Origin of the sequence: Turneriella parva DSM 21527 (assembly GCF_000266885.1) — a bacterium.
GTDB lineage: Bacteria > Spirochaetota > Leptospiria > Turneriellales > Turneriellaceae > Turneriella > Turneriella parva.
In genome coordinates this window covers 3,720,144-3,733,458 of sequence record NC_018020.1, presented here as the reverse complement: position 1 = coordinate 3,733,458, position 13,315 = coordinate 3,720,144, and the positions used below count along the sequence as shown (strand labels likewise).

Annotated in this window: 14 protein-coding genes; 1 reads left to right on the top strand and 13 read right to left on the bottom strand. The window is 49.7% G+C overall.

Translation table 11 applies throughout. The features are described 5' to 3' along the window. Positions 1–439: 439 nt before the first annotated feature. The 12 genes from TURPA_RS18040 to TURPA_RS17985 form a co-directional block, all read right to left on the bottom strand. On the bottom strand, positions 440–2,458 hold the full coding sequence (locus tag TURPA_RS18040; RefSeq protein ID WP_245536795.1) for an AAA family ATPase: 2,019 nt from the start codon (positions 2,456–2,458) through the stop codon (positions 440–442). A gap of 132 nt (positions 2,459–2,590) precedes the next feature. Continuing rightward, complete coding sequence (locus tag TURPA_RS18035) at positions 2,591–2,977, bottom strand: hypothetical protein (protein WP_014804699.1); 387 nt, start codon at positions 2,975–2,977, stop codon at positions 2,591–2,593. Continuing rightward, a complete protein-coding gene (locus TURPA_RS23025) occupies positions 2,974–3,735 on the bottom strand; it encodes a DUF932 domain-containing protein (RefSeq protein WP_014804698.1) in 762 nt (253 codons plus the stop codon). The genes TURPA_RS18035 and TURPA_RS23025 overlap by 4 nt, the downstream gene beginning before the upstream one ends. Positions 3,736–3,738: 3 nt before the next feature. Continuing rightward, positions 3,739–4,479 carry a sigma-70 family RNA polymerase sigma factor gene (locus TURPA_RS18025; RefSeq protein ID WP_014804697.1) on the bottom strand — a complete coding sequence of 247 codons (741 nt, stop codon included), beginning with the start codon at positions 4,477–4,479 and terminating at the stop codon, positions 3,739–3,741. A gap of 60 nt (positions 4,480–4,539) precedes the next feature. Continuing rightward, positions 4,540–5,220 (bottom strand): siphovirus Gp157 family protein, encoded by a 681-nt coding sequence (locus tag TURPA_RS18020; protein ID WP_014804696.1) that lies wholly within the window; start codon positions 5,218–5,220, stop codon positions 4,540–4,542. Next, positions 5,217–5,990, bottom strand: coding sequence for a Rad52/Rad22 family DNA repair protein (locus TURPA_RS22260; protein ID WP_014804695.1), 774 nt, complete (start codon positions 5,988–5,990; stop codon positions 5,217–5,219). Before TURPA_RS22260 ends, TURPA_RS18020 begins: the two co-directional genes overlap by 4 nt. Before the next feature lie 63 nt (positions 5,991–6,053). Further along, positions 6,054–6,851, bottom strand: coding sequence for a DUF6946 family protein (locus TURPA_RS18010; RefSeq protein WP_014804694.1), 798 nt, complete (start codon positions 6,849–6,851; stop codon positions 6,054–6,056). A gap of 20 nt (positions 6,852–6,871) precedes the next feature. Next, on the bottom strand, positions 6,872–7,780 hold the full coding sequence (locus TURPA_RS18005) for a hypothetical protein (protein WP_014804693.1): 909 nt from the start codon (positions 7,778–7,780) through the stop codon (positions 6,872–6,874). Between the two features lie 17 nt (positions 7,781–7,797). Further along, on the bottom strand, positions 7,798–8,316 hold the full coding sequence (locus TURPA_RS18000; RefSeq protein WP_014804692.1) for a hypothetical protein: 519 nt from the start codon (positions 8,314–8,316) through the stop codon (positions 7,798–7,800). Between the two features lie 521 nt (positions 8,317–8,837). Further along, positions 8,838–9,266 carry a hypothetical protein gene (locus tag TURPA_RS17995; protein ID WP_014804691.1) on the bottom strand — a complete coding sequence of 143 codons (429 nt, stop codon included), beginning with the start codon at positions 9,264–9,266 and terminating at the stop codon, positions 8,838–8,840. Then, a complete protein-coding gene (locus TURPA_RS17990) occupies positions 9,263–10,438 on the bottom strand; it encodes an AAA family ATPase (protein ID WP_014804690.1) in 1,176 nt (391 codons plus the stop codon). Before TURPA_RS17990 ends, TURPA_RS17995 begins: the two co-directional genes overlap by 4 nt. Next, on the bottom strand, positions 10,435–11,523 hold the full coding sequence (locus TURPA_RS17985) for a hypothetical protein (RefSeq protein WP_014804689.1): 1,089 nt from the start codon (positions 11,521–11,523) through the stop codon (positions 10,435–10,437). The genes TURPA_RS17990 and TURPA_RS17985 overlap by 4 nt, the downstream gene beginning before the upstream one ends. Positions 11,524–12,594: 1,071 nt before the next feature. Here TURPA_RS17985 and TURPA_RS17980 point away from each other — a divergent pair. Beyond that, positions 12,595–12,840, top strand: coding sequence for a hypothetical protein (locus TURPA_RS17980; RefSeq protein ID WP_041948681.1), 246 nt, complete (start codon positions 12,595–12,597; stop codon positions 12,838–12,840). Positions 12,841–12,938: 98 nt separating this feature from the next. Here the strand turns inward: TURPA_RS17980 and TURPA_RS17975 are convergent, their stop codons facing one another. After that, positions 12,939–13,235, bottom strand: coding sequence for an HNH endonuclease (locus TURPA_RS17975; protein ID WP_041949541.1), 297 nt, complete (start codon positions 13,233–13,235; stop codon positions 12,939–12,941). Between the last annotated feature and the right edge of the window lie 80 nt (positions 13,236–13,315).

Sequence of the window (13,315 nt, the reverse complement as noted above, 5' to 3'; positions counted from 1 at the left end):
TTGGCGTCCTGGAAAATCACTCTGCCGAGATGGCGCGAGGTCACAATAGAGCGAGCTGAAGATGGAATACGTATCGAACCTGGCACTGAAGCGTCGTGATACCGGTGTGGGTATATGGCCATCCCTCGGAAGTGTGTATAGACGAAAATTTTGAAAATTCCGCCGCGAGTATACAGACTTCACCTGAAGTCACTGGTGGCAATAGGCAAGCTTCTGCAAGTCCGGAATCAACGGCGATGCTTCAGATGATCAGGCGGAAACGATTGAATCTGGTGCTGACGCTTTATATAGAGCTCGCTACTCCGCCTGCGTTTGTAAGACAGCAAGAGCATGATTGCGACTGAGACCATGACGGTAGCCAACACTGCAATTCCCATGAGCTCCATGCCTCAATTCTCAAGCGTGCTGAACAGCCGTCTCGGTCGGTTGTGGTGACATATCAGAAGCCGATAGGCCGAACGGAACCTCGTGCTTTACTGCGGATTTCTTCTCGCAACTCGCCTACAAGTACATCCCACGTGACGTTACCCTGTCCGAGCAGCACGCGCCGCTCAACATTACGGAAATCCCCAGGTGTGAGGTTATCCAGACTACCGATGGCCCGAGATATTTCTTCGGCATCAGGCATTGCCTCGCAAAGTGAACTAAAATAGGTTTGAAAAAGAATGGGTGTCTGTGCAGCCTGCAATGCCTTGAATTCAAGCTTCATCGCGAACCGGCGAAGGGCAGCCTGATCAAAGGTGTCGATCAGGTTGGTGCAACAAATGAGAACCGTGTTGTGATTCTCCATCTGGTTGAGAAATTCATTGGTTCTGGAAATCTCGTAGGTCTGCCGGGCCTCAACGCGTGACTGAAAAAAGGTATCTGCCTCATCAATGAGCAGAACTGCTTCGTTCTGTTGGGCTTGCTTGAATGCGGCAGCGATTGATTGCTCCGTACTGCCGACATACATGCCTAAGAGATCACTTCCTCGCTTAATAATGAGATCACGCGATAAGCAATGGGAGAGATATCGAGCAAACTCTGTCTTGCCGGTGCCGGGAATTCCGTAGAAAAGAAGGTTCACGCCATTGCGAGGACTTCTAGGCGAGGAGAGAAAGCTTTTCAGGGATTGAACGATCTGATTCGGGTCTACGGATAGATTCAGTGCTTCAAGGCTGTAAGCAGTATGTACTTTGGACTCTTCTTCCAGCGGTTTGTCTGGCTGCCGATTCGAAGCCAACAAGCGCGCGATAATTTTCCCACTATCCTGAGCTGGTGAAACCTTTGAGGCTTGTACAAGGGCATGTGCCATTTGGTTTAGCACTCCAGGACTTAAGTTCTCATCAGAGAGCAATTGCTCGGCCATTTCTGGCGAAATTAGTGATTCAATACCATGCTTGCGAATGATCAGATCCAAAGCATGGCTGCGCTGTTTTCTGGATAATTTATCGAATTGGAGGCGAAAATTAAACCTCCGCATTGTTGATTCGTGAAGGTGGTTGGTGTCATTCAGAATCCATATGGTTTTGCTTCTTGAGGAATCCAGGTAAGTGTTCAAAACGGACTTGGAGGGCGTCGAGTCGCTTTCGAAGGCCATAAACTTCACTGCAATGTTCAAGATGAGCTCAGCCTCATCAATAATCAGGCCGCTGCCCTGGGCGAAATAATCCGCGTAACGCAAGCGGGTCAGTCGCGAATGCCTGCCTCCTGTCGAGTGAACCGGTACGTGCAGAATATCGAGTCCCGCTGCCCGAATGAGACTGCGGGCAGCTTCGGTTTTCCCGCAGCCTGGTTTGCCATAAAGGAGGATGTTCGCAGGTCCTTCACTCTTCAAGAGAGCGAGCATGATTTTGATATCGATCGCATTCAGATCGAATGAGGCCAGATCATATACAGGTGCAGTATCTTTCCTAAAACTCTCGGCCTGAAAGGCGGTTATTGAGATACTACCTGCAATTGCCATTAACACTCTGGCCGGCAGCTGCATAGTGTCGCCTACGGGCTCGAGCAGCCCAGTCCGACTTAACAGGGAATCCCTTAATAGGACTTCCCCCGTTTTCTCGGCTGGCATTGCGAAGCATGCTTCAAGAATATAGAGCTCATCGGCAAGGCCAGAAATGCCCATATTGAGGAAATCAAGCTCAGGGCTTGATTGGCGTAAGTACAAGATCCAGAGCAACTGCAGCTCTGTCTCATTGAGAGATAGATTATCCCGCAGGTATAGCAAGAACTCGTTATTCTGCCAATGTAACTTCGCCGGGGTGCCTTCTAGCAGACCGCGAATCAACTTTTTTGCCAGTTTGAGCTTAGTCTGTTCACTTGAGTTGGTTATCCTCGATGACAGATAGTTCAGCCGGTCGAAGAGCTCTGATCTGTCTGTCAGGCAATCAGCTTCAACTTCGGCAATCACAGCCGGGGTGAAGTTAAGTTCTTGGCAGAGCTTCAGAATGTCTGCTTCGGAGGCTAATGCTGCCACAAAGCCAAATGCCTGTCGTAGTAGTTCGTCATGTGACTGAAGGTTATGGAGAACAAACAAGAAGTCACTGCGGTGCTTATTGACCCGATGGGAGACTCCGTTCATCGGTCGACAGTATCCTCGGCCCATTGCCTATGCCGCCTTAATCGTCTTGGGTTCTTCCTGCAGAAACTTGTGCGCGTCGAATCCAAGCTCCAGTGCTTGATTCATGCAGTGAACAAACTGCTTCAACTGCTGCTTTTGCTGATGGAGCGCTGATTTCTGATACTTGGATGCGTAGGTAATTGAAGCTTGGTATCCGCGGATCGTACCAACGAGGCGGATGACGGTCTCTGGCGGCAATGCCAGGCGAATCCTGTTCAGCAATGTCGAGCACGGATCTTTTCTGCGATCAAAGAAAACGATGAATCCGTCAGGCCTTCTGACCTCAACGGTGGTGTAATTGATCTCAAGCACCTCGTAGTTCAAGGGTAAGATCTTGATTCCCGGGAGAATGGGTGTACGCGCTACTTGCTTCATGCCAGTTTTCCTATGGATACGGCCAGATCGAATAGCCGCTGGTTCAGACTCACAGTTCTCTGAACATTTTGGATTGATCTTGCCTGTCGCTTTTTGTCACCGATAACAAACTTGCCGTTTATCAGCTTTTCCTGCAGTACGTTGAGAACAGACCAGACATCCTGTCCGGTGTCTGCCGTACGCATCGGCCGCAAGAGTGACTGTACATCGACCAACTGCGCTGCATCAGGTCGATCTTCAAAGCGCAACGCGAGTGCCTGGCGTGCAAAGGTCGTCTTCAGGGTTTCATCAAGGCGGATTGCCTGCAGTTCGTGAACTTTCTGCGTGATTTGAGGCATTTGCGCTGCGTACTGAAACACCGCATCTCGCACGGCTTCGTAGGTGTAATTAATATGGCGTATCTTTATTGAGGCAAATACTGCCTCTGACACGATCATCCCATTCGAGCATACCAGGCGAAAGAGTCCTGCCTTTAAATTGAATGAGCACAAACCGTTGTGTGCGTTAATAACAACCAGCTCAGGACAGACAGCTTGCACAGGCGATTCCAGGTGTTCGCGAGACCGAAAACGAATCATGTGTCGGGCTGCGACATCGTGTGCTCTCGTGCTCCCTTTTGCGCCCACTGGAAGCCAGTCCATGGTCTTCAGGTCGTCGATGAGGCGCGTAGTTGGTATGAATGAGTATCGACCGGATACTTCTTTCGAAGGCTCCTGCGCCAATACTGCGGGGATATTGCAAGTTTGTAGATCCAGCATTGATTATTCTTCTCCTATGAACGAACGTAGGCCTTTTGCCTCGTAATAAATCTGCAGCGATCTCTTGGCAGTCTCCTCTGCCTTCACGATGGCTGAGCGGTTACAGTTCAGCCTTCTGGCCATTTCGCGCGAACTGACGGGTTTTTCCTGGCTAATTCCGTATCTCCCGGAAATTACGCGTTTCTCGAAAGCAGGAAGTTGATCCAAACCCTTGTAAATGGCTTCCTCGAGATAATTGCGCTCTGCGAAGTCTGCAGGGCCTACTGACCGCGAATTGGCCGAAATTTGTTCTGGCTCAAATTGAATTTCAGAGAACAGGCTTGTCTGCGGAAACTGTGCTGCAAAAAGTGTAGTATTCGTAGTGCTGAGGCAATCCGCTGATTCTTGTGCAGCTTTTGCCTGGTACCATTTGCCCTTTGGGATCGATATCAGCTTGTTCTCCCTTAATGTCTTCCTGATAGCAGCGTGGATATACCATGAAGCATAGCTCGAAAGGGAAAAACCACGGTGCGGATTGAATGTCCTTACAGCTTTTATAGTCGCAATCGCAGCTTCGCTTTTACAGTCATTGTAGATTTCCCCGCAAATACGGTAACCCTTGAGGATTCCATTCACAAGTTGTTGGCAATGCAGTATGAGTGCGTCCTGGCTTCTTTTGCACCCATTGCGGGCTGACATGGTCAGGGACTTAAACCGTTCTGATGATTGATCGAGTGCAGAAGATTTCTGAGCAGTGGCTGTCATCTGCTCTATAAAACAAAACCCTGCGCCGGTTGCCCGGTCACAGGGGGAGATTTTGGTCTGTCAGTTAATCTGGATGTTGTATTTTTCTACGAGTCGTGCGATATGCGTGTACTTTCGGCCTTTCGCAAGTCCCGCTTTGATGCGCTTCTTCAGCAGGTCTTTCCGCGGGTCTGTACGGTATCCCTCAAGTGTGCGCAATACCTGACCGTGTTTTGCCAACTCCTCATCGCTGACCTCCGCGATACTAGCCTTCTGGTATGGCAGCGGTAACCTTGAGGGAGCGATGACTTCGACGCTGTCAGAGCGCCGCCATCCGATATTGGCACGCAGTCCCGAGACGAGCATTCCAGGCTTAGCCGGATCAAGCTGAAGATACGAGACCAGGTACTTCGTAAGCCATTCAGCTTTTTTCGCCAGTGATTTTTCCCGACGGGCAAGCTTGATTCGTTCCTGTTCCAGCAATGAGACCTGGCCCCACAAACTCTTGATGTAGACTGCGACATTCGTAGCCTTCAACTCTTTGGCCAGATTCAACTGATTCAGCCGTTCAAGAATCTGACCTTCGAGTTTTTCGTCGACGATCTCTCCATGTTCATCGACCACGAGCTCCAGGAGCTCAATGGCGCTTCGCACCGAGTCTTCAATCTCGTACAAAGTAAACCTGCCATAGTTGGCAGGCGTTACTTTGCTGGATGTCTGCTCGCCCGCCGCAGTAGCTTTGGCTCCAGCGGCCACGGTCATGCTCCAGCAGCGACAGAGTCGACGCGAATACCTTGCAGAATTCGCTCAACCTCTGAATAATTGTACGCCTTGCGTTTCAACAGATCGAGGGCCTTAGCATCACTGATCTGTAGCTCCGCAAACAGGTCTCTCAGGCTTGCAGGTACGTCAGCCATAGTAATCTCTGATTTGATGGGTGCGACCGGAGCTGACGCTGTTCGGACAGCGGGTTTTGTTGGCTCTTTCTGAGCTGCTACGGCTTTCTCACCATTCAGAACTTTCAGGTTCGGCTCCGGAATGGCGAAGGGTGGCAACTTAGGGGGATTCCAGCGGAAGTTCAACCATTGGCCGTTCGTACGGTCTTTAGCTGAACCTTTGTAGAGACCGTTGTCCGTTACAGTGCCATACATTTGATTGAGCTTGTACAGGTAGCGCCCAATACCCCATACCACGGCAGCGCGCCTAAAGGAGTTGCTGATTCCACCTTTGATCGGTTCGATTTCGCTGATGTCAGCGCCGTCTTCTTTGCTCACAAACTGACCATTGATGCGCAGGCTGAGTTTGCACATCGTCCCGTTATTGGCGCCCTGCCGGTATTCGGCCATCCAGTTCTCCGCACCGACGACCTGGTCGAGTCGATCCTGAATAGCACGGGCATCAATGTAGGGCACGGCCAGCACGTATGCATCTCCCTTACCGTTGATACCCGACAAAGCGGCGCGCCATTTCACAGCCGATTCGGGGAAAGGCGCCGCAAGCCTCTGCAGCATTTCTTTAATATTGTTTTCCATATTCTTCTCCTTCACTATGTTTTCAGGTCAGGAATCATCCTGCCTGATGACTCAGAGAAGTCCTCAGGCGGCCTGGGTGGTTGAAGGTTCTGGAAATAATGAATCGTGTGGGCGATCGCCTTGCCGACGATCCTGAAAATAGATGAGGAAGATTGGAACTTCAGGCAGGGCGGCGGTAAAATAGGGCCCGATCACAGCGTCCTTGGCAACTCCAGGAAATCTGAGCAGATCGCAAAAAGCCTGAAAATCCTGAAAGTTTCTTTCTGAGTCTGTGAACGCCTGAATCAACACGACCGCAGCTTCGGCATAGGTTTGGCGCGCGGTGAGTATAGCAGAAGCAGTTCTATGAAGCAACTGATACCTCAAGGTGCTGTCAGGACTTATGCTGGTTGAGAGAATAGTGTTCAGAAAATCCAGACGGCGGACTTTGCGCTCTACGGGGCCAGAGGCTTTCTTGAAGAGTTTGCGCTGGTGCCGCGGTCCAGGCTTGTCAGCAGTTCGAATCCAGGTATCCACAGGCTGCGCAAAGGTCTCGTCACATTTCGCTTCTACTGCCAGGACTACCTTGCGGTTGCCGGGCCCCTCTGCGAAAATCATGAGGTCGTTCTTGCTTGGCGTAGTATGCGTATCTAACCATACAGGGTATTCAGCGTAGATCTGCTTGATTTCAAGAGCGCCCAACAATCGGTTTTTTGACTCACGAAGGATCGCTTCGATTTCTACCGGAAAACGAGCACCTATGTTCTGCCAACGATGTGCACATTCATAGGCGCTGTGGCCCGGTTTGTAGTGCCTTCGGCTTACGACCTCAATCCAATCTTCAATTGTCTTGAGGCGTTTGATGCCATAAATGTCTGACATGATTGCCTCAGAAAAATTCCCTAATCCAAGGTTCCTGCCATCCGCTCATAACAGGCATCGAGGCATGGGCTTTCCGCGACTCCTCCGTTGACGATAGAACAGATTTCGTACCGGGCATAGGATTGCAGGTCTTCACGCTCCAGCGGGAGATTTTTCTCGATCGAAAGTTCCTGCATTCTGTTTACCGTTTCCTTACTTACCTCGATATCCGGCATCTTGCAGGAGTTTGCCAGGCCATTGCTTAGTACACCTTTGACTTTGGATGTTGAAATAAATTGTGGCCTATAGTCAATATCCTGCATCATCGGAGCAATTTCACCGGACATTATCTTCACCTTCTCTTTGTATGAGAGAGGCTGGCCATTTCGACCTGACTGGTTAAGATCCTCCGCAGCTACTTCTCTCTTTCCGAGGATTTGGAATGCATCTACGTATAATGTAAAACCTTCAATTCCAGTGTGAACATAGCCTATCTGCCACGGCGACTTGTAGAGGGCTGAGTCCATGAGCCGCTTTCGGGTTAGTTTGAACTTTATCGCATAGGGCGTGTCGAGTTCCGCGTCCTCCCATTTTCCGTTTAGTTTACTCGACATCAGTTCGAAGTCAATCTTCGGAACATAAGATTCCGGTGGTTGCTTAAGGTCTGGCAGATCACATTCGATTTCTATTCGATTTGAATGCATGCGCCGAAAGGCTGCACACTGATTCGGAAGTGTGTACCAGTTGCCGGTCTTGAAGGTGGCCTGCAATTGATTGTCAGTTTCCTGCCATGTGTTCGCTGCCTTTTGATCTCTGCTTTCACTCTGGAGTTTGTCATATTTCTTCTTGTTGGCTGCAAGGCGCCGTACGAATTCTATGCTCATATCGGCGGAAAAGATGTTTGCGGTGATCAGGACGAGGCCTGAAAGGATTAGGATAAGTCTAAACATATTGCTCCTTCTAGCTATTAGATTGGTTTCGCCGGCTCCGAAGGTTTCTTCGGTGCGGCACTCGCTTTGGTAATACCGAGCAATTCGGCCGCGAATGCCAGTGCATATAGTATGCCGACAACTATCCAGGCCGTCGTATTGGATTTAATTTTTAGCGAACTGAAGATAAGCTGAAATAACCACCAGGTTGCATTCAATAGAAAGCCATAGAATGTTGCACGAAAGAACCTTCCAGTAAAGAAGAAGAGCTTGGTCTGCTTCATTAAAGAGGTTAATCCCAGGCCAGCACCGATCCCGAGCAACAAGGAAAGCGCCCAATGCAGCTTTAGATAAAGCAATCCGCTTGTTGCGATCAAGCCTACAGAGATGGAGCTAAACCAGAAAATTTGCCCCATTTCGGCCTCGAAGTCCGCGTATTCTTTCTCTTCGGGCGATAGACTGTCCCATTCTTCCTGTAGCTCGTGGTATCGAGCCATATCGTTCTGATACTTGATCATATCCGCTTCATATTTGCGAATTTGTTCGGGTGTTGGCATGTTTCCTCCATAGATTGCAGACCGATTGCCGTACAGGGGCTGCTGATACTATAAAGTCCCTAAACCCCTGCATTGGACGCGGGGGCGAACGCTAGCTCAGCAAATCATGCCGCAATGGTCTAAAACTGAGTTTTGGCGGGATTGTCGTATAGAGGAATTGAGCCGAGTGGCCCCCACTACCCATAGGGTTAGTACGGCCTTCAGACGTAGCGTGACCGAAGTCAAATACGCCAAAAGACCCCCATACGAGTAATGGAGGCCTCTCGGCCGGTCACGCTGCGGTCGTTCAGGTCGGTACTAATCAACCATATAGAACAATCGCGTTTAAATCAATTTTCCCGTCATGTTTTTGACGTGCAGTCAGAAAAGCAAACAGATTGTGAGACCAAGCTTTTTCACATCCCCGGATATTTGTATACAAAATTTTGGAAAATTTTTCGACTTTTTGCATATATATCAAACGCGAGTAAAGCATGATCGGCTATGAAACTCCATGAAAAGAGAAAGTTACAATTTCTTGCCTACATAAATGCATCAGGTTTCTCCAGATACCGCGGCCACTCATCGATTTCCCAGTACCTTGGAGGTGCGGGAACCGGCAGTTGGTTAATCGTATGGAAGCGGCTTCTTATCGTAGCGAGCAACGCAAGTTCTTGTTCTGAATGGATCACCAACTCTTTATTCCATCTTTCTGATTCGTCCGCAAGCCTAAGCAGCAATGGGTTGAATCTTGATGAAAAACCGTCTAACGTCAGAATCGCCAGATTCTTTCTCATCCGTGTATCGCTAATTGATTGCGGAAGCTCATTATCTGGGGAGTGAATCCCCCAGATGTAACAATCCCCCCAGGATAGCCCAGCTTCGGGCAGAAAGATTGTTTCGCCGGGAAGGTATTTCTGCTTCAGATATGCGCATAACTTTTGAGCTGTACCAAAGAAAATAGTGTTCATTTGTGCCTCCGTCTCGGGCGTTTTCGCCTGTTTCGCTCGCGCCAGATTCTGTCTTCGATACTCTCAGCGGTTGGATCGGTGAGCTGAATACTGGCCAGGCGCGAGCGTAAGGACAATAGCTGATCGAGAATGGCCTTCCTGCTTGCTGCTTGTTGGAAACGCCGGGAGTGTAGCACGTCGCTGATGTATGCGAGCTCGATCGGGTGAAATTCCTTCTGTGCTTCCGAATACAGACGTCGTAATTTCGGGCTGAGCATCCGTCTTGGTTGAATGCCCTGCGAAAACGTGTTGAGGGTGTGGAAGACCGTGCAAAGACGCCTTATAAATCCTGGTACGCCGCTTCGCAGGAGCAGCCTCCATGTGCGATAGAACATTTTCCTCGGGTTTCTGCGTAGCAATCTTAAAACAGAGATATACACCTCTTCGGGAGCCATTCCCGTAATCCGATGCACTTCCTTTTGAGTTACCCTGCCGGCCATCTGGACAATTTGCTGCAGCAGCTTGATGGAGTGTCGCAAACCCAGTTCCGTGTCTTCCGCGAGTGCGAAGATGGCTTCGGGCTCATAGACAAAACCTTCTTTATCCGCAATGTACTGAAGGCGATTCGCTACCTGCTCTTGCGTCAGCTCCGGAAAGGTGACTTCTGTAATGCGCGAACTGAGAGAGGACGATAACTTTTTTCGGAATTCTTCGGTGGTCGCCAGAACCAGAACAAAACGTCTTCCGGGAATCGGCTGCATTCTGCTGATACCATCTATTTGCTCGTGGATTACGGCCAGGCTGTTCTTGTTGGCGTATCCAACTTCATCGATGAAAAGGAGGCTTACCGGTTGAACGCAATGGTAACGCGCGGTCTCGAATGCCCTTTGCAATGCCTCTGTGTCATCACCACTACATTGTTCCTTCACAACATAGAGGTCGGGGTACGCATCATAAGCCTTGCATGCATCACATTTCCCGCAAGCGTCGGGTGAATCTGCATTGAAAGATGTGCAGACGCAAAGCTTAGCTGTCATTCGTGCAAGCGTCGTCTTCCCGACGCCTGAAGGTCCAATGAAAAGCAAGATTTCGAGACTACGTGAGAGAACAAATCGACGGATGGATTTTAGTAGCCAGTGGCTGGCTACTAAATCGCGCAGAAATTTAGGTTCGTATTTTTGCGCGAGGTTCATATGAACTCCTTCCATGTTTTGTCGTCGTATTCTCCGTCGAGAAACTGTTTATACTTATTGTTTTCGTTACATTTCTTGACGTACTTTGAATCGATAGACAAATCGCGGTGCATGCGGACCGAAATCTTCCCCGGCTGATGCTCCATGTACTCGCCATGACCCATGCGACGAATGAACTGGGTCGCTTTATATTGCCCGATGTGATCGTAGTTGCAACTTTCGAGTTGGAATATGCGAAAGTACTTCATGAACTCATGAATCGCTGTGTGTCTTCCTGGAGTGTTTTCACAGAATCGATGGTAAAATCGGTAGAGCACATCATGCTGCATCCGCCATTCATGCATCATCGTGTTCATCGCCTTGACTTCAATGCCCTCGCGCTGAAAGCGCTCTGCACCAGTCTTAACCCATTCCCTAAACTTTCTTATCTGTTCAGGCATGGACACGAGACGGTTGATTGCATTCCATTGCAAGGCTGAAAATCCGAAGGGTGCAAACTCCAGCGGCAGGAAGCATAGTTCCGCACCATCAATGTACGGGATTTCGTCGGGATTACCGTCTATGCAGACAGCGATAGACCCCGTGATCTTTGTTGACTTCGCCGGGCCGTTGAAACTGGAATCAATCCGCGTTTCGCGATTAACGTCCACAGTGCTTCTGATAAATGACTTGCTGATCGGGGTATTTACGCGCAGAAAGATGCCCTTATGCTTCGCAAAGCGCTCAACACCATCCTGACTGATGCTGTCATAAATGTTTTGCCGAACGCGGCCAAAATAAACCTCTGTGTCATAGGCGGGTGTGGCTGCATTCGCCAGGAGGGTGTAGGCCTCTGTACCCAAAATCAAGGTGGTTACGGATACGCGAATTCCGGAGATTATGGCTCCTAAAACTTTCTCCGTCTCCGACATCATCGCTTTTACATCGTCAGAGACGGCCGCGCGTTCGAGCAGGAGGGCGGCTACTGGTTTATCAGAATCGACCATACTGGCAAATTCAGCGTAATCAGACGCTGGGGCTTCATTGGTGTTGGGTTCACGATCTATACGCAGCGGGATATTTTCAACTCTATCATCACTTTTCATTCTTATTCTCCTTTATGCATCTGGTCGCTCTATCGCGTTCCAAGCATGAAAGCAATGTTTCTGCGGTGCAGAATCGATGACTAAAAAAAGTGCTCCAACCCGGCCAGTTTCCTCTATGTAGCCTCTACAGCCCGAAGAGATTTGGCGAGTTTTGCACAAAAATTGTTACATCGGACTTTCCCGGAGCTCGGAGAATGCAGATGCACTCTTCTCTGGATTTCTATGTTGGAAATGTAACCGAATTCTTCTAACGGATTCACGACTGATTTTCTTGTGACAGTATCGCTTTACAGTACTGATTACCCAGTCAGCCGGTATCTCGTCCCACGTTTCTCTAATGGTGTCTGGATCATTCTGACGCATCTGCTCCAGATAGATTAACAGGTCATGCGTAATGATTGGAGGCCTACCTTTGGAGCGCGGTGCAGTTCTGCGGCGGTGTGTACCCCGTGGCGGGAGCCACCGGCAGATCGTTATCCGGCTAACAGCCAGAACTTTCGCAATCTCTGTTTTTGAATATCCTTTCCGTCGCAGTTGCTTTGCCCGAAGGTGAAGTGCCTTAAAATCCCGAAGATGATGCTTTTCGTGAACTGAATTTGCTGACTCCATGAGGCTCCCGGGAGCCTGGTGTTGAGTGTGGCATTAGTGGCGCCTCGGGACTCAACAACAGCAGGCTCAACACGCTTTTTCAAGCGTCATCAGGTACCCATGGATGGGCTGAGGCCCAAGCAAAGGCAGCAGAGTATCTAATTCTCCGCTGAAGTAAGGCAAAAATAACTAGCGAGGCCCAAAATGTCAAAAATTATTTTGCGCGCTTGAGATTTGAATTAAAGCTCTGCACAATTCGATTATGTGTGCGATTCCAGCCCTGGGTGCGAGTACGAAACCGCGTTGCTGCGATGATGCGAAGCCTGACTTGCCATGCGGATTCAGGTGCTTTCTCTGATTTACGCTGCTTCAGATGCGCCGCCCTCCAAAGTACGTTTGTCCAGGTTTGCGGGCCAGCTGGCTTTGTGCCTTGGCGCCGAAGCCAGTAGTTTGCCGAGATAAGGATTTGCATACGGGTTTGCCATGCGTCGTCTCTTTTTTGTCTTAGGGTCTTTGCAGAGCGAGACCAAAGCTCCAGAACTTGAAATATCCGACGTTGCCAACGGCGACGATAATCACCATTTCGGCGGCGCAGCTCGCGGATTAGTCCTTGAATCCGGAGTGTCCAGGGTGAACGCTTTGCGCGTATTCGAGTGGAGGGTGGGACTTCATGGATTTTGTAAAAGAAGTATCGATACAGGCGGCGGCTGGTTAGATTCCATGTCGTGAATTGGCGCACGGGCTCTTGCCTCGCCCGCTTTCGCCGCACGGCCTGAACTCGGATAATGCGCTGGTTAAAGTTATTGCAGATGCCCCAGGCGCGGGTCTCAGGAAACTTTCGTGACTGTGATGCCAAAGGCTGGCCCTCTTGTTTTAAGGATGTCGAAGCAAAGATCGATGACCTGCGCTTCGGTCAGATGGCGTTTGAGACGAGCGGCATCACGCACAATGAGATAAATATTCTGAGGAGTGTGGGACCCCCCTGAGTCGAGAGGCAAGATATGTTCGGCGTCTGTGTTTTCAGGCGTAAGCTCGCGGCCGGACAGGGCGCAGCGGTAGTTCTGTCTTTCAAGGAGAGAATAGAAATCCTTGGCGGTGAATTTATATGTTGGTTTTGATTCCATAGTGAAATGAAACATTAACATGAAAAATGATGCCGGTGCGGGTGAGAGAATTTTCTGGTAAATGAAAGAACCGGGAGCTT

Excerpts from the sequence above, each read along its gene's own strand:
- TURPA_RS18000 (WP_014804692.1), bottom strand. The coding sequence starts at position 8,316 with ATGCCAACACCCGAACAAATTCGCAAATATGAAGCGGATATGATCAAG.
- TURPA_RS23025 (WP_014804698.1), bottom strand. The coding sequence starts at position 3,735 with ATGCTGGATCTACAAACTTGCAATATCCCCGCAGTATTGGCGCAGGAG.
- TURPA_RS18005 (WP_014804693.1), bottom strand. The coding sequence starts at position 7,780 with ATGTTTAGACTTATCCTAATCCTTTCAGGCCTCGTCCTGATCACCGCA.
- TURPA_RS22260 (WP_014804695.1), bottom strand. The coding sequence starts at position 5,990 with ATGGAAAACAATATTAAAGAAATGCTGCAGAGGCTTGCGGCGCCTTTC.
- TURPA_RS17975 (WP_041949541.1), bottom strand. The coding sequence starts at position 13,235 with ATGGAATCAAAACCAACATATAAATTCACCGCCAAGGATTTCTATTCT.
- TURPA_RS17995 (WP_014804691.1), bottom strand. The coding sequence starts at position 9,266 with ATGAACACTATTTTCTTTGGTACAGCTCAAAAGTTATGCGCATATCTG.
- TURPA_RS18010 (WP_014804694.1), bottom strand. The coding sequence starts at position 6,851 with ATGTCAGACATTTATGGCATCAAACGCCTCAAGACAATTGAAGATTGG.
- TURPA_RS17980 (WP_041948681.1), top strand. The coding sequence starts at position 12,595 with ATGCGTCGTCTCTTTTTTGTCTTAGGGTCTTTGCAGAGCGAGACCAAA.
- TURPA_RS17990 (WP_014804690.1), bottom strand. The coding sequence starts at position 10,438 with ATGAACCTCGCGCAAAAATACGAACCTAAATTTCTGCGCGATTTAGTA.
- TURPA_RS18025 (WP_014804697.1), bottom strand. The coding sequence starts at position 4,479 with ATGACAGCCACTGCTCAGAAATCTTCTGCACTCGATCAATCATCAGAA.
- TURPA_RS18035 (WP_014804699.1), bottom strand. The coding sequence starts at position 2,977 with ATGAAGCAAGTAGCGCGTACACCCATTCTCCCGGGAATCAAGATCTTA.
- TURPA_RS17985 (WP_014804689.1), bottom strand. The coding sequence starts at position 11,523 with ATGAAAAGTGATGATAGAGTTGAAAATATCCCGCTGCGTATAGATCGT.
- TURPA_RS18020 (WP_014804696.1), bottom strand. The coding sequence starts at position 5,220 with ATGACCGTGGCCGCTGGAGCCAAAGCTACTGCGGCGGGCGAGCAGACA.